Source organism: Phaeobacter sp. SYSU ZJ3003 (assembly GCF_041300735.1).
GTDB classification, from domain to species: Bacteria; Pseudomonadota; Alphaproteobacteria; order Rhodobacterales; family Rhodobacteraceae; genus Phycobacter; species Phycobacter gallaeciensis_A.
This window is the reverse complement of record NZ_PXNU01000074.1, coordinates 1-20896: the sequence shown is the minus strand read 5'-3', so window position 1 is coordinate 20896 and position 20896 is coordinate 1. Positions and strand designations below refer to the sequence as shown.

General features: G+C 59.9%; 19 protein-coding genes. 10 read left to right on the top strand and 9 right to left on the bottom strand.

What is annotated here, in order from left to right:
* The first annotated feature begins 171 nt into the window (after positions 1 to 171).
* Positions 172 to 1758, top strand: coding sequence for a methyl-accepting chemotaxis protein (locus tag C6W91_RS19325; RefSeq protein ID WP_274834183.1), 1587 nt, complete (start codon positions 172 to 174; stop codon positions 1756 to 1758).
* 150 nt (positions 1759 to 1908) lie between these two features.
* Here the strand turns inward: C6W91_RS19325 and C6W91_RS19320 are convergent, their stop codons facing one another.
* Genes C6W91_RS19320 through C6W91_RS19310 form a run of 3 tightly spaced genes read right to left on the bottom strand, consistent with a single transcriptional unit; the run spans position 1909 to position 3985 of the window.
* The gene (locus tag C6W91_RS19320; protein WP_274834182.1) at positions 1909 to 3078 is read right to left on the bottom strand and encodes an HD family hydrolase; all 1170 of its coding nucleotides are present in this window, start codon (positions 3076 to 3078) and stop codon (positions 1909 to 1911) included.
* The gene (locus C6W91_RS19315; protein WP_274837096.1) at positions 3075 to 3332 is read right to left on the bottom strand and encodes a hypothetical protein; all 258 of its coding nucleotides are present in this window, start codon (positions 3330 to 3332) and stop codon (positions 3075 to 3077) included. Before C6W91_RS19315 ends, C6W91_RS19320 begins: the two co-directional genes overlap by 4 nt.
* A complete protein-coding gene (locus C6W91_RS19310) occupies positions 3332 to 3985 on the bottom strand; it encodes an alpha/beta hydrolase (protein ID WP_065270326.1) in 654 nt (217 codons plus the stop codon). The genes C6W91_RS19315 and C6W91_RS19310 overlap by 1 nt, the downstream gene beginning before the upstream one ends.
* A gap of 192 nt (positions 3986 to 4177) precedes the next feature.
* Here C6W91_RS19310 and C6W91_RS19305 point away from each other — a divergent pair, with 192 nt between their 5' ends.
* The 9 genes from C6W91_RS19305 to C6W91_RS19265 all read left to right on the top strand — a co-directional run bounded on the left by C6W91_RS19305 (position 4178) and on the right by C6W91_RS19265 (position 12748).
* On the top strand, positions 4178 to 4645 hold the full coding sequence (locus C6W91_RS19305; RefSeq protein ID WP_065270325.1) for an Rrf2 family transcriptional regulator: 468 nt from the start codon (positions 4178 to 4180) through the stop codon (positions 4643 to 4645).
* A 61-nt stretch (positions 4646 to 4706) separates the two neighbouring features.
* Complete coding sequence (locus C6W91_RS19300) at positions 4707 to 5750, top strand: cysteine desulfurase family protein (protein WP_274837093.1); 1044 nt, start codon at positions 4707 to 4709, stop codon at positions 5748 to 5750.
* 15 nt (positions 5751 to 5765) lie between these two features.
* Positions 5766 to 7286, top strand: a complete 1521-nt coding sequence (sufB, locus tag C6W91_RS19295; protein ID WP_065273461.1) for a Fe-S cluster assembly protein SufB — start codon at positions 5766 to 5768, stop codon at positions 7284 to 7286.
* A gap of 253 nt (positions 7287 to 7539) precedes the next feature.
* Entirely contained in the window at positions 7540 to 8418 is an 879-nt protein-coding gene (locus C6W91_RS19290) for a polysaccharide pyruvyl transferase family protein (protein WP_274837091.1), read from the top strand.
* A gap of 14 nt (positions 8419 to 8432) precedes the next feature.
* A complete protein-coding gene (gene sufC, locus C6W91_RS19285; protein ID WP_065270321.1) occupies positions 8433 to 9188 on the top strand; it encodes a Fe-S cluster assembly ATPase SufC in 756 nt (251 codons plus the stop codon).
* Positions 9189 to 10469, top strand: a complete 1281-nt coding sequence (locus tag C6W91_RS19280) for a SufD family Fe-S cluster assembly protein (RefSeq protein ID WP_368981483.1) — start codon at positions 9189 to 9191, stop codon at positions 10467 to 10469.
* Positions 10469 to 10954: a YIP1 family protein gene (locus C6W91_RS19275; RefSeq protein WP_274834174.1), complete on the top strand. Its 486-nt coding sequence runs from the start codon at positions 10469 to 10471 to the stop codon at positions 10952 to 10954. Before C6W91_RS19280 ends, C6W91_RS19275 begins: the two co-directional genes overlap by 1 nt.
* The gene (locus tag C6W91_RS19270; protein WP_274834173.1) at positions 10951 to 11535 is read left to right on the top strand and encodes a YIP1 family protein; all 585 of its coding nucleotides are present in this window, start codon (positions 10951 to 10953) and stop codon (positions 11533 to 11535) included. The genes C6W91_RS19275 and C6W91_RS19270 overlap by 4 nt, the downstream gene beginning before the upstream one ends.
* Positions 11528 to 12748, top strand: coding sequence for a cysteine desulfurase (locus tag C6W91_RS19265; protein WP_274837087.1), 1221 nt, complete (start codon positions 11528 to 11530; stop codon positions 12746 to 12748). The genes C6W91_RS19270 and C6W91_RS19265 overlap by 8 nt, the downstream gene beginning before the upstream one ends.
* A 49-nt stretch (positions 12749 to 12797) precedes the next feature.
* On the opposite strand, the gene C6W91_RS19260 is transcribed toward C6W91_RS19265, so the two are convergent.
* From C6W91_RS19260 to C6W91_RS19235, 6 genes are all read right to left on the bottom strand, one after another.
* Entirely contained in the window at positions 12798 to 14510 is a 1713-nt protein-coding gene (locus C6W91_RS19260) for an ABC transporter ATP-binding protein (protein ID WP_274837086.1), read from the bottom strand.
* On the bottom strand, positions 14507 to 15442 hold the full coding sequence (locus C6W91_RS19255) for an ABC transporter permease (RefSeq protein ID WP_065270315.1): 936 nt from the start codon (positions 15440 to 15442) through the stop codon (positions 14507 to 14509). The genes C6W91_RS19260 and C6W91_RS19255 overlap by 4 nt, the downstream gene beginning before the upstream one ends.
* A complete protein-coding gene (locus C6W91_RS19250) occupies positions 15442 to 16410 on the bottom strand; it encodes an ABC transporter permease (RefSeq protein WP_370571409.1) in 969 nt (322 codons plus the stop codon). The genes C6W91_RS19255 and C6W91_RS19250 overlap by 1 nt, the downstream gene beginning before the upstream one ends.
* Before the next feature lie 50 nt (positions 16411 to 16460).
* Positions 16461 to 18020: an ABC transporter substrate-binding protein gene (locus C6W91_RS19245; protein ID WP_274837084.1), complete on the bottom strand. Its 1560-nt coding sequence runs from the start codon at positions 18018 to 18020 to the stop codon at positions 16461 to 16463.
* A 533-nt stretch (positions 18021 to 18553) separates the two neighbouring features.
* Entirely contained in the window at positions 18554 to 18796 is a 243-nt protein-coding gene (locus tag C6W91_RS19240; protein ID WP_370571408.1) for a hypothetical protein, read from the bottom strand.
* Positions 18797 to 18841: 45 nt separating this feature from the next.
* Positions 18842 to 20896 (bottom strand): choice-of-anchor F family protein (locus C6W91_RS19235; RefSeq protein ID WP_370571407.1); only part of this gene is annotated, 2055 nt, incomplete at its 5' end.

Sequence of the window (20896 nt, the reverse complement as noted above, 5' to 3'; positions counted from 1 at the left end):
AGCCTACGGCTCAGGGAAAGCAACGCCACCCTTCAAGCAAAGTTCAACATCAACAGGGACATCCCCATCTGGCGGACGCCAGACGGTTAAAAGAGAACGGCGCTTGGTTTGTGGTCGATGGAACGGTGATCGCCCAGATCTGCGCAGAGTGAGTAAAGGGGCTGCTCGAGTATGGGCAAGGTTACACAAGGCGATGGGCTGGATATGTCCACCGTCACAAACTCATCTGACAAACAGTTTCAGCGTCTGGCCACTCTGGTCCTGCTGCCTACTCCGGCCCTGGTGGCCTATTTCGTTGATGGTGCGGTGCCGTGGTGGCTGATGGCCAGCTTGAGCGGTGCGTTGGGCCTGTTGACCTGGCTGTCAAAAGGATTCTCCGATAGCTTTCGCGATTATGTCATCGCCTTCTGCTATATCGGTCACAGCATTCTGTTCACGACCTCCTTTACCGGTCATGCTTGGCAGATCGACAGTCATATGCTGTTCTTCGCCTCGCTCGCCGTGGTGTCGACCCTCTACAGTCCCGGCGCGGTAATCTTTGCCACCGTGCTTGTGGCGGTTCATCACCTTGCCTTCAGCCTGATGCTGCCCTCCTTGGTGTTCCCGGGCGGCTCGGTCCTTGCCAGCATCGAACGCACGGTGATGCACGCCGTGATCCTGCTGCTGGAGGCCGGTATTCTGCTGATGAGCATCTATCAGCGTCAGGCGGCCCGTAGGGCGCTCGAAGAGCAGCAACAGGCGCTGCAGGAAGAGGCAGCCAAGGCTGAGGAGGCAGAAGAGGAAGCCCTGCGCAGCAAGAGGGATTCAGAAAATGTTGTGATGATTTTCGACGAAAGCCTGAAAACTATGGCGGCAGGAAACCTCAGCGGTCGTATCACCGGTGATTTCCCGCATGAGTACGAATCCATGCGCGACGCCTTCAATGAACTGGCGGAAAGCCTGAACTCGGGCATTGGCACCGCAATGACGATATCCGGCGATTTCCGCAACGATGCGCATTCCGTTTCTGAGGCGGTGCAAAGCCTGTCGGCCCGGACGGAGTCGCAGGCGGCAACCCTGACCGAAACCACGGCGGCTCTTCAGGAGCTGAGCGAGTCCGTGAAGAAAAGCGCGGCTGATTCCGGCAAGGCAGCCGAGAATGCACGCACGGCCTATCGTGGCGCGGTGGAAAACGGCGATCTGATGTCGGCAGCCGTGGATGCCATGGGAAACATCGAACAGTCCTCCAACGAGATTTCGACGATCATCAATGTGATCGAGGATATTTCCTTCCAGACTAACCTTTTGGCGTTAAATGCGGGCGTCGAGGCCGCCCGCGCTGGAGAAAGTGGCCGAGGCTTTGCTGTTGTGGCGGCCGAAGTCCGGGCACTGGCGCAGCGCACCGCCGATGCTGCAAACGAGGTGAAGTCGCTGATTGGAACCAGCGCCAAGCAGGTCAAGGAAGGATCGGAACTGGTCAACAAGGCTGGCGACGCCCTTCAGGATATCGTCGCGCGGGTTTCCGAAACCAATAAGCTGATTGAGGCAATCTCCGGCACATCAACCGATCAGGCTTCTGCCCTGTCCGAAATGGCTTCGGCGCTTAGCACGCTGGACGGGGCGACCCAAACCAATGCCGCCATGGTTGAGGAAATGACCGCCATGAGCATGAGCATGGACAGCAAGGCGCGTGAGCTGGCCGGAACGCTGTCGCGTTTTGAGCTTGATGATCAGCAGTCAGGTAGGGGTGGAGCAGGGGGGCTGCGTCTGGTGAGCTGACGCAACCCTGCCCAGCAATCTGGGTATTCCGTCCATCGCATTGGCTGGGCGGATTTAAGTAAATGAATTGAAACGGGGGCGGTGGTGGTCACTGTCCTCGTTTCCGTTTGGTCTGATTATGTCTGTGGGGCCCGTCCGGAGGGGAGGTGTTTAGACCCGGCCGGCGGCTTCAAACCAGGGCAATAACTGAGCGCGCACATGGGTCCAGACCTCTGGCGCCCCCCTGGCCACTTTTACCCCGACGCGCTCTTCCAGCTGGCTGAGGCTGACATCGTATTCCACCCAGCTGCCGCCACCGTTCAAGAGGTTCAGAAAGATCGGCTGAACCCGGTCGATGGATTTGGCGTAGATAGCATCCGGACTCTCAGCGGCTTCAAACTCGGTCCAGAGCCCGTGAAAGGCGCTGCCTTGCGGATGCGGCAGAAGGTGGAACAGGCGCTCTGCGGCGGCGGCTTCCTTGGCCTCAAGCGCGGCCAGCGCCGCAGGGTCCTGGGTGCCGTGTATTGGAGTGTCCCCGGCGTCGATTTCCACAAGATCATGCAGCAACAGCATCTGCACGATGCGGCCCACATCCACGTCGTGGGCACTGTGCTCGGCCAGGATCCAGCCATAGAGCATGATATGCCAGCTGTGTTCGGCAGAGTTTTCCCGGCGCGATCCATCTCCGAGTTTGGAGGCGCGCAGAACCAGTTTCAGCGCGTCGGCCTGATTGAGGAATTCCAGCCTCTGGGTCAGTGTCGCGCAACTCGCTACGCTGCCCTGACCCAAAAGGTTCATCGCGTGATGGTAGGCCTTGGGGAATTGCGTCTCCAGCGCTGCGGCGCGTCCGGTGGACAGGTTTTCCCGGACCACATCAAAATGGAACTCCGGCGCATCCGCGCAGTACAGGGTCTGAAAGATCGGCTGACAATGGTCCAGATGCTTGGCGAACCGTGCATCAAGACTTTCGCCTGTCTCAAATTCGCGCCAAAGGTCGAACAACTCTGCGCCCTGATCCTCTGGCAGCAAGCCAAACAGTCGCTGGGCCGCTGCCAGTTCAGAAACCGCCACGGCCTCCCAGTCGACGTCATCGGTGATCGGATGATCGCCCGCGTCGATTTCCACCAGATCATGCAGCAACAGCATCCGGATGACCCGGTCGATGTTCACATCCGGGTCTGCCAACGGGGCGAGCGCCAGCGCATAAAGCGCCAGGTGCCAGCTGTGTTCGGCGGAGTTTTCCGCGCGAGACCCGTCAAGAATGAGGTTTTGCCGTTCGATCCGGCGTAGCTTCTCTGCTTCGAGGAGAAAGTCGAACTGTCGTTGGAGGCGCATCGTCACGACGCGCCGTCCGTCTTGTTCAGATGCGCTTCAGCTTCGGCCTGCAGGGCTGCGATTTTCTGGTTCAGAAAATCGCGGGCTTTGCGCTCGGCAAGGCGCACGCGGATCTCGGTCAGAAAGGCCTCTTCCAGAGATTGGGACGCCGCGCCCAGAACCTGTCCGACTTCGACATAAAGCCGGTCCTGGCCGATGGCGTCCTGTATCTTCAGCGTATCGATGGCCAGCTTTTGGGCCAGCGTCTCGATCGTGCTCATCAGCGCGTGTTCTCTGTCAGGCGGCGTTTGACGTAGTCGTTCACGTTGGTCATCAACGTGTCCATGTGCTGATCCTGGAAGAAGTGATCCGCGCCTTCGACCTCGGTATGGGTAATGGTGATACCTTTCTGCTCGTGCAGCTTGTTCACGAGGTTCACCGTGTCTGCGGGCGGCGCCACGCGGTCGGCGGTGCCGTTGATGATCAGACCCGAGGACGGGCATGGCGCCAAGAAGGAGAAGTCATACATATTGGCAGGCGGAGCTACCGAGATGAAGCCAGTGATCTCCGGGCGGCGCATCAGCAACTGCATGCCGATCCAGGCCCCGAAGGAGAAGCCGGCAACCCAGCAATGCTTGGAGTTGTTGTTCATCGACTGCAGGTAATCCAGCGCCGATGCCGCATCGGACAACTCACCGACGCCTTGGTCGTATTCACCCTGCGACCGGCCAACACCCCGGAAATTGAAGCGCAGCACGGTGAAGCCCATGTTGTAGAAGGCATAGTGCAGGTTATAGACAACCTTGTTGTTCATCGTGCCGCCAAACTGAGGGTGCGGATGCAGGATGATCGCGATCGGTGCGTCTTTTTCTTTTTGGGGGTGATAGCGGCCTTCCAGGCGGCCTTCGGGTCCGGGGAAAATGACCTCAGGCATGGGCAGTACGTTCCTACTCTTGGTATTTCCTTGAATGCCGGACCGGGAAACTTGACGAATTCGGTAAGGCACCTTAGAACTGTTCTAATTGCTGCGGGGGTCTTGGACCTGCGCTGTCAAGATCAGATATGCGTTGATGCGGTTAAGGTCAATGTTTTCGGCATTTACGCGGCTGTTTGGAGTGTCTGGACGATGAAACTATCCACCAAGGGGCGCTATGCCATGGTTGCCCTTGCTGATATTGCCCTGCAACCGGAAGGCACCCTTGTCGTGCTTGGCGATATCTCCAAGCGTCAGGATATTTCGCTGCCCTATCTGGAGCAGCTGTTTGTGAAACTGCGCCGGGCCGATCTGGTGGCTTCGGTACGTGGGCCGGGCGGCGGCTATCGTCTGGCGAAACCGGCGTCGGAAATCCGGGTGGTGGATGTGCTGTCGGCCGTCGATGAAACCGTTGATGCGATGCACAAGGGGGCAGGTGCCTCCGGCGCGGCCTCTGGATCGCGGGCGCAGTCTTTGACCAACCGTCTGTGGCAAAGTCTTAGCGCGCAGGTCTATGTGTTCCTGCACCAGACGCGCCTTTCGGATGTCATCGAAAACGAGTTGGCGCCGTGCCCGGCGGTTCCGAACCTTTTTGCGGTGGTCGACGCCGAGGCCGATTGACCCCAGTTCCCGCTAGAGGCAGGGACGGTCCAAGTGCCCTCAGATTGGAAAACATGAGTCTATGAAACGCGTTTATCTGGATCACAATGCCACCACGCCCGTGCGGGCAGAGGCGCGCGATGCGATGATTGCGGCGATGGACCTGTGCGGCAACCCGTCGTCAGTGCATGCCGAAGGGCGTGCCGCGAAATCCCTGATCGAACGCAGCCGCGCGCAAATCGCGGAGGCCTTTGGCGCAGACGGGGCCGATATTGTCTTTACCTCCAGCGCCACCGAGAGCGCGGCGCTGGCTTTGTCTGGGCGGGGTCTGCACGGTGCCCCTGTTGAACACGATGCTGTAAGGGCCTGGACTAACGAGGATCTTTCGGTGTCCCAGCAGGGTATCGTCGAGGTGCCCGACCCGGCGGGCTCGACGTTGCAGTTGGCCAATTCGGAAACCGGCGTGGTGCAGAACCTGCCGCAGGGTCTGGCGGTGACGGATGCGACCCAGGCCTTTGGCAAGCTGCCGGTGGCCTTTAACTGGCTCGGCGCCCAGATGGCGCTGATTTCGGCGCATAAACTGGGCGGCCCCAAGGGCTGCGGTGCGCTGGTGCTGAAGCGCGGCACCGATCTGGCGGCGCAGATCAAGGGCGGCGGGCAGGAAATGGGCCGTCGCTCGGGCACCGAGAACGTGATCGGCATCGCCGGTTTTGCGGCTGCTGCCACGGCGGCGGCCCGGGATCTGGCCGATGGGTGCTGGGATCGCGTCGCCGAACTTAGAAATATTCTAGAAAATGCCCTTGCGGTCGACGCCCCGGAAACTATTTTTGTCGGGAAAGAGTCGCCCCGCCTGCCCAACACCACTTGTTTCGCCACCCCGGGCTGGAAAGGCGAAACGCAGGTCATGCAAATGGACCTCGCCGGTTTCGCCATTAGCGCGGGCAGTGCCTGCTCCAGCGGCAAGGTCCGGGCAAGCGCGGTTCTGACTGCGATGGGATACGATGAGATAACCGCCCAGGGTGCCGTTCGGGTTTCGCTCGGGCTGGAGACAACAGAAGAAGATGTGCTGCGCTTTGCCGAAGCGTGGCTGAAGAAACAAAAGAAACATCGCGCCCGCGCGGCGTGAGTGCAGGAGATGATCATGGCCGCTTTGGACCAGACGCAAGTCAAGGAAGGTGTAGACCAGGAAACCGTGGATGCGGTGGCCGAGGTCAGCACGTATAAATACGGCTGGGAGACCGATATCGAGATGGAATACGCCCCCAAGGGCGTGAACCCCGATATCGTGCGCCTGATCTCTGAAAAGAACGAAGAACCGGAATGGATGACCGAATGGCGTCTGTCCGCCTTTGAACGCTGGAAGCAGATGGATGAGCCGGACTGGGCGATGGTCAGCTACCCGGAAATCGATTTCCAGGATCAGTATTACTACGCCCGTCCGAAATCGATGGAAGTGAAGCCGAAGTCACTGGATGAGGTCGACCCCAAGCTTCTTGCTACCTACGAAAAGCTTGGTATCCCCCTGAAAGAACAGATGATTCTGGCAGGCGTCGAAGGCGCTGAGGATGCGCCTGCCGAAGGCCGCAAGGTCGCTGTGGACGCGGTGTTCGACTCCGTTTCCGTCGGCACCACCTTCCAGAAGGAGCTTGAAGAGGCAGGTGTCATCTTCTGTTCGATCTCCGAAGCGATCAAGAACCACCCCGAGTTGGTGAAGAAATACCTCGGCTCGGTCGTGCCGGTGTCCGACAACTTCTACGCCACGCTGAACTCGGCCGTGTTCTCGGATGGCTCCTTTGTTTACGTGCCGCCGGGCGTGCGCTGCCCGATGGAGCTCTCCACCTATTTCCGCATCAACGCGGAAAACACCGGCCAGTTCGAGCGGACTCTGATCATCGCGGACAAGGGTTCTTACGTTTCTTACCTCGAAGGCTGCACCGCGCCGCAGCGTGACGTGGCCCAGCTGCACGCAGCCGTGGTCGAGATCATCATCGAAGAAGACGCCGAGGTGAAATACTCCACCGTTCAGAACTGGTATCCCGGTGACGAAAACGGCAAGGGCGGCATCTACAACTTTGTCACCAAACGCGCCGATTGCCGCGGTGACCGAGCCAAGGTGATGTGGACCCAGGTGGAAACCGGCTCTGCCGTGACCTGGAAATACCCGTCCTGCATCCTGCGCGGCGACGACAGCCAGGGTGAGTTCTACTCGATCGCCATCGCCAACAACATGCAGCAGGCCGATACCGGCACCAAGATGGTGCACCTGGGCAAGCGCACAAAATCGCGCATCGTTTCCAAGGGGATTTCGGCCGGCAAGGCGCAGAACACCTATCGTGGTCTGGTCTCTATGCACCCTAAAGCCAAGGAAAGCCGCAACTACACCCAGTGTGACAGCTTGCTGATCGGCGACAAGTGCGGCGCCCACACGGTTCCCTACATCGAGGTAAAGAACAATTCCTCGCGGGTGGAGCATGAGGCGACCACATCCAAGGTGGACGATGAGCAGCTGTTCTACTGCCGCCAGCGTGGCATGGACGAAGAAGAGGCGGTCGCCCTGGTGGTGAATGGCTTCTGCAAGGACGTGCTGCAGGCCCTGCCGATGGAATTCGCCATGGAAGCACAGCAGCTGGTTGCGATCAGCCTTGAAGGTTCGGTGGGCTGATACCGATGCGGCGGACGCCTGATCAAAACCTCTCCAAACCGGCCCGGGGCGCGTGGGATCACCACCGTCTCCACCGGCAGGGAACCGGCAGCGCAGCGGTGCTGCTGGCCGGGTTTTGCACAGGCGCCGTTGTAGGCGGCTGGGTCACGGATGGGCTTGGCGTTTATGCAGTGGGTGCGGTTGGAGCTCTGGCGTTTTGGTGCGTCGGATTCTGGATCTCACGCCGCCGTCAACGCGGCAGGGATGGTCTGAAATGACTGCTGTTCCTTTGCATAATGGGCCTTTGCGGCTGTTCTGGTGGAAAGGTACGCCGAACTTCGGTGATGCCCTGTCGCGCATCGTGACGGCGCATGTCTCAGGGCGTGCGGTGCAGCACAGCCGCCCGGCGCAGGCGGATCTGTTTGCGGTGGGGTCGATCCTGCAGATCGTGCGCCGGAATTTTTCGGATAAATCCACACCGAAAGACAGCGCACCGTGGATCTGGGGGAGCGGTATTTTGCACCATATTCCCAATGGGTTCCTTGAAAATGTTCAGGTGGCCCTGCTGCGCGGTCCGGTAACTGCGGCCTTGCTGGGATTGCAGGCAAACCGGTTCGGGGATCCGGGGCTTCTGATCGCGGATGCGCTTGGCGACAAGCCGACGCGGGGCGACCGTATCGGATTGGTACCGCATCACAGCCAGATCGACGATCCGATGGTCCGGGCCGTTGCGGCCTCCGATCCTGCCTTCGATCTGATCGATCCCCGCAGGGAGCCCGAGGTGGTGTGCCAACAGATCGGCGCCTGCCGCCATGTCTTTGCGTCGTCGCTGCATGGGCTGATCACGGCGGACTCCTATGGCGTGCCCTCCACATGGGTTTGGCCCGGTGATCAGGGATATCTGAAATACCACGACTACGCTGCCTCGATCGGGCGGGCGATGATCGCGCCAGAGGCATGGGAAGATATTCCCGGCCTTGTGCGGGGCCTGCACCACGACGACGGGCCGCTGCCCCATGCCGATGGCATCGCTGCGGCTCAGGCTGCGCTTTATGACACATTTCCCGCCGCGTTGCGGAGCCAGCAGGCTCTGGCGGCGGATCCGACAAAGAAAACGAATACAGGCGCGGCCACGGCCGTGCACTCAGGATAAGAAACGAGGAAATCATGCTGGAAATCAAAAACCTGCAAGTCAAACTTGAAGAAGAGGATAAGCAGATCCTCAAAGGTGTGGACCTGACGGTCGAAGCCGGCAAGGTACACGCGATCATGGGACCGAACGGGTCGGGTAAATCGACCCTGTCCTATGTTCTGTCCGGCAAGGACGGCTATGAGGTAACGGGCGGCACGGCGACGCTGGAGGGTGAAGATCTGCTGGATCTGGAGCCGGAAGAGCGCGCGGCAGCTGGCCTGTTCCTGGCGTTCCAGTATCCGGTCGAAATCCCCGGTGTCGGCAACATGACTTTCCTGCGCACCGCAGTGAACGCGCAGCGCAAGGCGCGCGGCGAGGACGAACTCTCCGCTGCTGATTTCCTGAAAGAAGTCCGCGCCAAGGCCAAGGATCTGAAGATCGACGCCGACATGCTGAAACGTCCGGTCAACGTCGGTTTCTCCGGCGGTGAGAAGAAGCGCAACGAGATCCTGCAGATGGCGATGCTGGGCCCCAAGATGTGCATTCTCGATGAAACTGACTCCGGTCTCGATGTCGATGCGATGAAGCTGGTGGCTGATGGCGTCAACGCGCTGCGTGACGAAGGCCGTGGCTTCCTGGTGATCACCCACTACCAGCGCCTGCTGGATCACATCAAACCGGATGTGGTGCACATCATGGCCAATGGCCGCATCATTAAAACCGGCGGCCCCGAGCTGGCGCTTGAGGTGGAAAACAACGGTTATGCCGACATCCTGGCAGAGGTGGCGTAAATGGCGCTTCCCGAGGTAAAACAAACAGCTACGGATGCGCGGCTCGCCGCGCTGACGCTGCCCGAGGGCGGCTGCCTGGAACCGGCACGCCGCGCTGCGCTGTCCCGCGTGCAAACGCTTGGTCTGCCCGGTCGCCGCGATGAGTACTGGAAATACACCCGCCCTGAGACGCTGACCTCGGCTGAGGTCACGCCTGCCGCTGTCTTTGACGCGGGCGAGCCGCCGATGTTCGATGAATTCGACAGCCTGAAGGTCGTCTTTGTCGATGGTGTCTTTGATGCCGACGCTTCGGACGATCTGGCGCTCGAAGGTGTTCAGATCGACCGGATTGCTGATATCTGCGGCAAAGATATCCATTGGGCCAAAGACTTGTACGGTGTTCTTGAGGCACGCGGCCAATCCCCGGTTGCCCGTCCGCTTGCGGCGCTGAATACGGCCTTTGCCGAGGATGGTCTGGCGATCCACGTGACCGGCACCCCTTCCAAGCCGATCAACATGGTCTATCGCCACACCGAGACCGGTTCGGATGCAATCCTGCACCACGTCATTCTTGTGGACGCGGGCGCCGAAGCCACGATCCTGGAAAACGGTCCGGCGGCGGCGCGGTTCAACAAATGCATGGAGATTGACATTGCCGACACCGGCAAGCTGCATCTGGTGCGTTCGCAGGGCCGTGATCACGAACGCCGCGCGGCCACGCATCTGTTTGCGCGGCTCGGTACGGAATCGCAGTTCAAGGCCTTCACCCTGACCGTGAACGGCGTGCTGACCCGTAACGAGGCGGTGATCGAGCTTACCGGCGACGATGCCATTGCGCATATTGCGGGCGCCTGCGCCGGTGATGGCGACTTCCATCACGATGACACCGTGTTCATCACCCATGACGCGGTGAATTGCGAAAGTCGTCAGGTCTTCAAGAAGGTTCTGCGCAACGGGGCAACCGGTGTGTTCCAGGGCAAGATTCTGGTCAAGGAAGGTGCGCAGAAAACCGATGGCTACCAGATCAGCCAATCGCTGCTGCTGGATGACGACAGCCAGTTCCTCGCCAAGCCCGAGCTGGAGATCTACGCCGATGACGTGGCCTGCTCGCACGGTTCCACGTCTGGCGCGATTGACGAGGATGCGCTGTTCTATCTGCGTTCGCGTGGGGTGCCGGAAGGTGATGCGACCGACCTGTTGACGCTTGCGTTCCTGGCCGAGGCCGTCGACGAAATCGAGGACGACACGATTGCCGAGGCAATCGTCGCGCGTCTCGAAGGCTGGTTGTCGCGGCGCCGCTGATGGCTGTGACAACTGACATTGTTGCCACATACCGGGGGCCGCGCCGTGTAATTGCGCGGCTCCTGTCTATGGGCCACCGCGAAGACCGGTTGTTGGCCTTTGTGATGTTTGGCTGCGCCATGGCGTTCGTGGCGCAGATGCCCCGGCTTGCGCGTGAGGCGCATCTGACGGGGCAAGAGTTGAACATGCTGCTGGGCGGCGCACTTCTGGGACTGGTCTTCATGGCGCCACTGGCGCTTTATGCCATGTCTTTCGTGCTGCATCTTCTGGCGCGTATGCTGGGCGGGCAGGGTGAGGCTTATCGCTCTCGTCTGGTCCTGTTCTGGACGCTTCTGGCCTCCAGCCCGCTTTTGCTGCTTAACGGATTGGTTGCCGGGTTCATCGGACCTGGTCCGGCGCTCAACAGTGTTGGATTGCTCTGGCTGGCGGTTGTGCTGTGGTTCTGGCTGTCCGGCATGATCGAAGCCTATTGGACCCGCACATGACCCCGTTCTTGAACCTTGCACTGCTGACCCTGCGTAGCCCGGCCAAAGCGGCCGAGATCGTTCTTGCCCAGCAGTGGCGGGGCGAGGCGGTCTGGACCGGTCTCTTGCTTGTGGCCGTGCTGAATGCGCTGACCCATGCGCTGATGCTGTGGCTGTTTCCGGTGGCGCAGGAACTGGCGTTTCTCAATATGTCGCCGACCGCGCTGGTGGGGCTTTCTGCCGGGCTTCTCGTGGTCTTTTCCGTGGCGGTGACCTTTTGTGGTCGACTGATCGGTGGGCAGGGTGGCTTTGCCCAAGTTCTTCCGGTGATGATCTGGCTGCAACTGGTCCGTGTTGGCATTCAGGCCGTGGTGATCGTGGTGACGCTGCTCTCCGCCGGTATCGGCGCGTTGCTGAGCCTGCTGGTTAACGTGTTTTTGATTTACGTGCTCCTGCATTTCGTGAATGAGGCGCATAGGTTCAATTCCCTGTGGCGCGCCTTTGGCGTGCTGGTGATGGCGAGCCTTCTGGCCCTCTTTACTCTGACATTCGTTTTGGGTCTTCTTGGCCCAGCCAAACTGGGACTGCCCGCTTATGTATGACGTCAACACGATCCGATCCGATTTCCCGATCCTGTCCCGGCAGGTGAACGGCAAGCCGTTGACCTATCTGGACAACGGCGCCTCGGCGCAGAAGCCGCAGGTGGTGATCGATGCGATCACACGGGCGTATTCGGAAGAATATGCGAATGTTCACAGGGGCTTGCACTTCCTGTCTAACCTCGCGACCGAAAAGTATGAATCCGTGCGCGGGGTCATTGCCCGGTTCCTGAACGCAGGTGATGAGAACACGATCGTGCTGAATTCCGGCACCACCGAAGGGATCAATCTGGTGGCATACAGCTGGGCGATGCCGCGGTTTGAACCGGGGGATGAGATCGTTCTGTCGGTGATGGAGCATCACGCCAATATCGTGCCTTGGCATTTCCTGCGCGAACGGCAAGGCGCCGTTCTAAAATGGGTGGATACCGCGCCGGACGGTAGCCTTGATCCGCAGGCTGTGATTGATGCCATCGGTCCGAAAACCAAACTGGTTGCCATCACTCAATGTTCCAACGTGCTGGGCACCGTGGTGGATGTTAAGGCGGTGACCGAAGGCGCCCACGCCAAGGGTGTTCCGGTTCTGGTCGATGGCTCACAAGGCGCCGTGCACATGCCAGTCGATGTGCAGGATATCGGCTGCGATTTCTATGCCATCACCGGGCACAAGCTTTATGGCCCCTCGGGGTCTGGAGCGATCTATATCCGCCCCGAACGGATGGCGGAAATGCGTCCCTTCATCGGCGGGGGCGACATGATCCGCGAAGTCACGCGCGATACGGTCACCTACAACGATCCGCCGATGAAGTTCGAAGCCGGCACGCCCGGTATCGTGCAGACCATCGGGTTGGGTGTTGCGCTGGAATACATGATGGGTATCGGCATGGAGAACATCGCCGCCCATGAACGCGATCTGTGCAATTACGCCTCCGAACGCCTGAACGGCCTCAACTGGATCAGTGTTCAGGGGCAAGCACCGGGCAAAGCGGCGATCTTCAGCTTAACGATGAACAATGCTGCGCATCCCCATGATATTTCGACCATTCTCGACAAGAAAGGCGTGGCTGTCCGGGCTGGGCAACACTGCGCAGCGCCGCTGATGGATCACCTTGGTGTGGCGGCGACCTGCCGTGCGTCCTTTGGAATGTATAACACAAGGGGTGAGGTCGACACGCTGGTCGATGCGCTGGAACTGGCGCACGAGTTGTTCTCATAAAACATCGCGTTCCCGGCCCCGGGTGATCGGTACCGGGAACCGAGCCGACTTATGCCGTCGCGCCGCCCAGCAGATCCATGCGGGGCATCAGATCCAGCAAATGACGTGAATACTCATGCGCGGGGGCTTCGAACAGAGTTTCTGCCTCCGCGATTTCGCAGATCTGGCCGTTCCGCATCACTGCAATCCTGTCGCACATCTGACGAATGACCGGCAGGTCGTGACTGATGAAGATCATCGTCAGCCCCAGTTCCTCTTGTAAGTCTTTGAGAAGGTTCAGGATTGTTGCCTGCACCGAGACATCCAGCGCCGATGTCGGCTCATCGCAGATCAGGATCCGCGGGCGCGACGCCAGCGCCCGCGCGATTGATATACGCTGCCGCTGACCGCCGGAAAACTCATGCGGATAGCGCAGCCCGGCGGCGGCGCCCAGCCCGACATGATCCAGAAGATCGCCTACCACCCGGCGGGTTTCCTTGTCGCTGTCGGTCATCCGGTGATAACGGATTGGCTCGGCCACGATATCGAACACCCGCATCCGCGCATTGAGCGAGGAATAGGGGTCCTGGAATATCATTTGCAGCGCCCGGCGGGCCTGCTGCGCCGGGGCGCTGTTTGGGCGCGAGCTGACATCTTGGCCCAGCACCCGGATGGCACCGGAATCCGGGCGATAAAGCCCCGCGATCAGCCGCGCAATGGTGGACTTGCCTGAGCCGGATTCCCCAACGATGCCAAAGGTTTCCCCTTCGGCGACCGAGAATGTCGCCTCATTCACCGCCCGCAGCATGCGCCGGTTCCGTTTAAACAGCGATTTCTGCAGCACGAAGGAGAGGTCGAGTTTTTCGACCTCGACCGCAGCTTGTCCCTGACGGTCACTGCGCGCTTGTCCCAGCCAGTGGTTCTGCACGTCGATCCGGCTAAAGGGTTTGGTGTCGCCCTCAATATAATCGACCGAGGTGAACCGCTCCAGCTTTCGATCCGCGCGCGGAACGGCGGCGATCAAGGATCGGGTGTATTCGTGATTGGGGGCGCCAAGGATCTGCGCGACATCACCGGTCTCCACCACTTCGCCGCGGTACATCACTACGACCCGATCGGCGATATTGGCAATGACACCAATGTCATGGGTTACGATGATGACGCCCAGATTGCGCTCCCGGCAAAGCCGTTTCAGCAGATCAAGGATCTGAGCCTGGATCGAGACATCAAGCGCGGTTGTCGGCTCATCCGCGATGATCAGATCGGGATCGCCGGCAAGGGCAAGGGCAATGACCACCCGCTGACGCATGCCGCCCGAAAACTGGTGCGGATAGGCGCGCAGCCGTGCCTTGGCCTCGGTGATGCCGACTTGTTCCAGCAGTTCCACCGCACGGGCTTCGGCCTTGGCATCCTTCAATCCCGTGGTTTTTTCAATCGTTTCAACCAGCTGCGCGCCGATGGTCATTAGGGGATTGAGCGAGGTTTGCGGATCCTGGAAGATCATCCCGATCCGGTCGCCCCGGATCCGGCGCATCTCGTCCTCGTCGCGCCCACGCAGCTCTTCGCCCTGAAACAGGATCGAGCCGCCCGCAACGCGCCCCGGCGCCTCCAAGAGATCAATGATCGCGTTGCCAATGGTGGATTTACCGGCGCCGGATTCCCCGACCAGACCGACAACTTCCCCCGGCTTCACGGTCAGGGACACATTGCGCGCTGCCTTGACCGTGCCGCGACGGGTGGGGAACTCGACATCGAGCCCTTCGATTTTCAAAAGTTCAGTCATCTCAGTTTCGGATTGAGGGCATCACGCATCCAGTCGCCAAGCAGGTTCACTGCAAAAACCAGAACGACCAGTGCGATTGCGGGAAAGAAGGTGATCCACCACAGACCAGAGAAGAGGTATTCGTTGCCAACCCGGATCAGGGTGCCAAGAGACGGCGTGGTGGGCGGGATGCCCTGACCAAGGAAGGACAGGGTCGCCTCGGAGATGATGGCAAGGGCAAGACCGATGGTCGCGATCACCAGAACCGGGCGCAGGGTGTTAGGAAAGATGTGGCGGATCATGATCAGCCAACGGGGCAGGCCGATGATACGGGCCGCCTGAACGTATTCCTTGTTCGCCTCGACCAATGTGGCGCCGCGGGCGACGCGGGCGAATTGCGGCCAGTCGGTCAGGCCAATGGCGATAATCACCACGTAGATGGCGAATTCGTCGCGCAGCTCCAGTGGCAGTACGGCACGGCCGATGCCGTTTATCAGGATCGCCAGCAGAATGCCGGGAATGGTCAGCTGCACATCGGCGATGCGCATGATCACTGCATCGGTGACGCCGCCAACGTAGCCGGAAATCACCCCCAGCGTGACGCCCAACACCATGCCAAGGCAAACGGCAGCCAGCCCCACGATGATCGACAGGCGCCCACCGTAAAGGATCGTCGACAGCATGTCGCGGCCTTGGTTGTCGGTGCCCAGCAGGTATTGCGGTTGCCCGCCTTCGGCCCAGGCGGGGGGTAGCTTGCCATCCCAGAGCGAGATTTGCGCCGGATCAAAGGGATCAAATGGCGCGAGAACAGGGGCAAAAACGCAGGCCAGGATCATCAGAACCGTGATCACGGCGGCAATCACCGCCCCCGGTGAATGGAAAAAGGACCAGACGATGTCATTGTCCTTGAAACGCTCCCAGCGGGTGGCCGGGCGATCGGTTGGAAGGCTCATCAGGACCCCAGACGGATACGTGGATCGACGACGAAATAAAGAATGTCGACGATCAGATTAATCAGGACGAACAGCAGCGCCACGAAGACAAGGTAAGCGGCCATGATCGGCACATCGACGAAATCGACAGCCTGGATGAACATCAAGCCAGTGCCGGGCCATTGAAACACGGTTTCGGTGATCACCGAAAAGGCGATCAGCCCGCCGATATTTAGGCCGATGATGGTGATCACCGGAACCAGCGTGTTGCGCAGCGCGTGACGAAAGTTCACCGCCCGTTCAGACAGGCCACGGGCGCGGGCGAACTTGATGAAATCGGTGCGCATGACCTCCATCATCTCAGCCCGCACCAGACGCAGGATCAACGTCAGCTGGAACAGCGACAGGGTAATCGCGGGCAGGACGATGGCGCGCCAGCCATCGCTGGTCAGCAGTGATGTCTTCCACCAGCCAAGGTCCACTGTACCGCTACGCCCCGAGGACGGCAGCCAGCGCAGATGCACGGCAAAGACATAGATCAGCGCGATGCCAATAATGAAGTTTGGCAGGCTGACCCCGATCAGCGATGTCGAAAGGATGACCCGGCTGATCCAGGATTTGCGCCGGATACCGGTATAGACACCCAGTGTAATTCCAACCGCCAAGGCTATGATCGCACTGACAAAAACCAGCTCTAGCGTCGCGGGTAACCGCTCCAGGATCAACTCATCCACGGGGCGCTTGATCCGGTAGCTGAGCCCGAAATCGCCGCTGAGGATATTCCCCATGAAGCGGGTGTATTGCGTCAGGATGGGGTCATCGAGCCCCAGTTGCTGACGGATTTCGATCCGCTGTTCGCGCGTGGCATCCTGTCCGACCATATTGTTGACCGGATCGCCGACGAAGTTGAACAGGGAAAAACTGATGGCCGAGACGACAGCCATGACAAGCAAGGACTGCGCCAGCCGTTTGAGGATAAAGAATGTCATTGAGCCCCCGGAGCATAGGGGCGGACGCCAGGCCCGCCCCGTGACTCAATTTACTTCATGACCGCGAAACGGGGACGGAAGGCATCATCCGCCGCGATCGCGATATCGACCTTGTCCGAGATGCCCCATGCCAGAACCTGGTGGTGGATCGGCACATAGGGAATGTCGGCCTTCACCAGATCCCAGGCCTCATCAATCAGCGCGGTGCGCTTGTCGATGTCGATCTCGGTGGTGATTGCGTCGGTGATCTCGTTCACGCGGGCGTTGTCATAGCCGGTCGCGTTCCAGGACCCTTCGCCATCCAGCAGGTAGGAGAAGACATAGTGGCTGTCGAGCGTCGGAACGCCCCAGCCCAGCATGTAGAAATCCGATTCCCGTTTTTGGATCTTGGGGAAGTGCTGCGCCTTCGGAATCGCGTCGAGGTTCACCTTCACGCCAATCTTGGCCAGCATCGCCACGGCCGCCTGACAGATCTTCTCGTCGTTGTTGTAGCGGTTGTTCGGGCAGTCCAGCTGGATCGAGAAGCCTTCGGGATAGCCAGCCTCGGTTAGCAGGGATTTCGCTTTTTCCGGATCAAAGCCGTAGGAAGCGTCGTTGTCCGGCGTATTGCCCAGAACACCCGGCGGGGTGATCATACCGGTCGGGAAGGACAGGCCTTCCATGACGACGCGCTGGATCGCGGCCTTATCGATGGCAAGGTTAAAGGCTTCGCGTACCCGCTTGTCCTTGAACGGGTTGCCATCCACGTCCGAGCTGCGCAGTTTTTCGATACCCTGATCCATGCCGAAGAAGATCGAGCGGATCTGTGCAACGGTTTTGACGCCCAGACCATCGGCGGATTCGATGCGTTTGAGATCCTGCAAAGGCGGATCCAATACGAAATCGACCTCTCCCGACAACAGTGCGGCAACGCGGGTCGCGGCATTGGAGATCGGGCGATACTCGATCTTGTCGATATTGCCGGGGAACATATCGTTGCCCCACCAGGCGGCGTTGCGCTCCAGCACCGTCAGCTCATCCGGGGCGCGGCTGACCAGTGAAAACGGGCCGGTGCCGTTGGCGTTGCGCACCGCGTAGGTTTCTTCCTTGGCCTTGAAATCCTGCGGGGCGGTGACGTTGTTCGCCTCGGACCAGCCCTTGTCCATCATGTAGATCGAGGTCAGCTGGTTCGGCAGGATCGGGTTCGGGCCATCGGTCATCAGTTTGACGGTGTAATCGTCAATGACCTCGACCGAGGTCACGTTTTTGGCCTGTTCTTTGTAGTCGGAGGCTTCGTGATTGGCGCGTTCAAAGGAGAAGACCACGTCTTCGGCGGTGAAATCGGCACCATCGTGGAATTTGACGCCCTGACGCAGTTTGAAGGTCCAGCCGTCGGACCCGGCTTCCCAGCTTTCGGCCAGCTCGGGCTGCAGGGTAAGGTCTGCATCGCGGGTCACGAGCGATTCATAGATCTGCCCATTCATCGCGATCGTGGGGCCTTCGTTTTGCGAATGGGGGTCCATGGTCAGGGCATCGCCCTGGCTTGTCCAACGCAGAACATTTTCAGCCAGCACGGGGCTCGCCGCCGTCATCGCCAGAAGCGAGACGGTAAATAGTTTTGTGAATTTCATTTTGATCTCCCTGTTGCATTAACGAACTCCCGACCTGTCCCGGCGGTGAGCTCAAACTGTGATCCGATGCTGTATTCTCCTTGCGAAATGGATATCGGATCATGTTGGCGACTAATGCTTCACCGATCAAGCCTGTTGCGTGCATTGGGCCTCCTGCGGTCAGCTTGAGGGAGCGGAGCCTAAATGTTGAGCAGTACATTGTAGAATAAAAACAGCGCCATGCTGTTCATTCTTAAGCTGGTGCCCGGCGGTGTTGAGGAGCAGCGCGCGCGTGTGGTTGACGCTCAGAAACGGGCAGATGGCCCCAGCGGCAGGGGGCGCAGAAAACACTGCTCGCCTTCTTCTGGGGTGGAGGAAAGGGAGCGACGGCCCGGGGATTCGACCGGTGGTCCGTATGACAGCTGACGGCGCCAGTCTCTCCGCTTCAATCCGGGGGGGCTGTCGCACCGGCAATTCTTCAGGTCGGGATTACATAGAAAAAGGGCCTGACACCGGAAAGGCGTCAGGCCCGCATTTTGTCTTAAGAGACGAGTTTAGAATTCGTAGTTCAGGCCAACTTGCAGTCTGTGGCTCTCATAGTCGCTGCCGATCGAGCCGTTGTAACCACCGTAGAAAACAGATCCGCTTGATCCGCTGGACGCCAGTTGCGTTTCAAAGCCCAGCTTGACGTCGATCCAGTCGTCATCCAGCCCCTGGACCGGCAGAGTGGCGCCCGGCAGGCCGATAAACCCGCTGCGCACGGCAAAGTCGCTGCCCGACGCAAAGGTGTATTCCAATCCACCGGTGAGCGTGGTGAGGCCCTGGGAGCCTGCAAGATCGTATTAACCGCGGAAACCGACCGACCCGAGGACGATGTCGCTGGACAGGCCATCGACGTTCAGGTTCCAGGCGCCCGCGCCGGTTTCGTTGAACGCGTCAACGGACATGTCATAGTACTCTACGGAGGCCAGCGGACCCCAACGCAGGGCGCCAGCATCCTGCATGTACTCGGCCTGCAAGGCGCCAAAGACCTGGCTTCCGTCGGTGCTGCCGGTGGCGGTCTGCCCCAGCACGTTGCGGGTCGAGTCGTAGGAGTTGTCCTGATAACCGACCAGCGCCTTGATCATGCCGCCATTGCCGAACCCGAAGCGACCATAGGCGGTCAGCGAAACGCTGCTGGCATCTACGCCACCGAGGCCGTTCTGCGCATCTGCGCTGCCGTCGGCCACGCCCAGGACAGCACCCCAGGTGGTGTTTGCGTTCAGCTGTTTCTCAAGGCCGATCGACAGCGATGCGATATCCACATCATAGCCAACCGAGGTTGCCGTGGGATCGTAAGTGGCCTGGCTGCCGTTCAGAGAGAACAACCCGGTCCAGCCCTCTCCCATCTGCCAGGTGTCAAAGCTGCTGTTGCGGGTGACGCTGCCCTCGGCGCCGGTCGCACTTTGCGACGGAATGGCAAAAATGGCATCAACCTGCCCGCGGGACACTTCAAAGCCAAGGTTGGCGAACGCGGGCGCAAAGCTGTAGCCGGTGCTGGCCAGTGCCAGGCTGCGCTCTGCGGCTGTCATGGCCAATAGATCGGCGATCGCTGCCTGGTAGGTCGCCGCGTTGCCCAGGTCCAGGTAGGGTATATTGGCGGCCCCATCCAGATACCCGGCAAGCTTGAACTCGTAAGCCGAGGTAGCATTGGCAACGATCGGCGCAAATTGGGGGGCAATGCGCAGGGTGAATTCACCATCATCGATGCTACCCACCGTCACCGTGAAATTCAGGTTCGCATTGCGCAGGTCTTCGACGGCATCCACCGCAAACAGGCCATTGGCCTCTGCCGCGGCGACGATGTCTGCAGGCACCAGACCACCGTCAACATAGCCGAGGTCAGCCACGCTGACGCCCAGTGCTGTCGCCAGTTCAGTCAGGCGCGCGTCGATGTTGGCAGCGGTGTCCAGCGTGCCATACGTCCAGCCGCCGTTGGAGAGATCGTTCCATGCCACCAGAGCCGACTCGTCGGTCGGATCATTGTTATCGTCCCAGAACAGCCCGTCCGGCGTCATCGTGTCGTCGATGAAGGAGTCGCCGAAATTGGCCAGATATTCTGTGTTGCTTAGGGCGCCGAAGGTCAGTGCGTCAACGCTAGTGGTCGAGGCTAGGGATGCCCGACTGCTTGAGAAAAAGCCGATTTCGCCTTCTTGCCCGCCGGCCCCGAACAGCCCGTCTGGCAGCCGTGCGCCAATACCGATATCCGTCGCGTTGAGATTGAACAGAACAGCGTCCGACGGGGCAAGGGTGCCCATCGCATTGCCATTGGCATCCAAGAGTTGAAGAGAGAAGCCGGTCATCCGGGCGCCGGTGAAGTTGGAGGTCTTACCGAAAGTGAAGTAATCGACGGTCGGGTACGTTGCGCTGGCAACGGTCCGGATGCGCATGTCGAAAGGCGAAGGACCGGTCAGCTGCGTTTTGACACGTTTGCCCGAACCGCCTGCGGAGTCGCAATAGACGCCGTCCTGGCTGGCCATCAGACAGTTGGTCACATCTCCCCGAGAGGTCAAGTTGGAGAAGTCCGTGATGATTTGTTCGAATGGATCCACGTAGGTGAACCCGCCAGATCCATCCGGCACCCGCGTGCGGGTAAAGGTCACCGCCTTCACCCCGGGAGGGTCGATACCCTCATCCGGATCCGCGAAGATCAGGCCGTCGCCGCTGGTTGCGATGAGAGGATCATCAGGCAGTAAATCGGCGGACGCCGCACCTGCAGTCAGTATCAGCAACGCCGCAGGAGCAACCGTCCCCAGCTTCCAGAAATTATTGATGGATCTCATTTTGAGCATGCCGGGAATGTCCCGATCGATGTTGAAAAGCGTTTCGGGCGACGCTGCGGATTTCATGGTTATGCG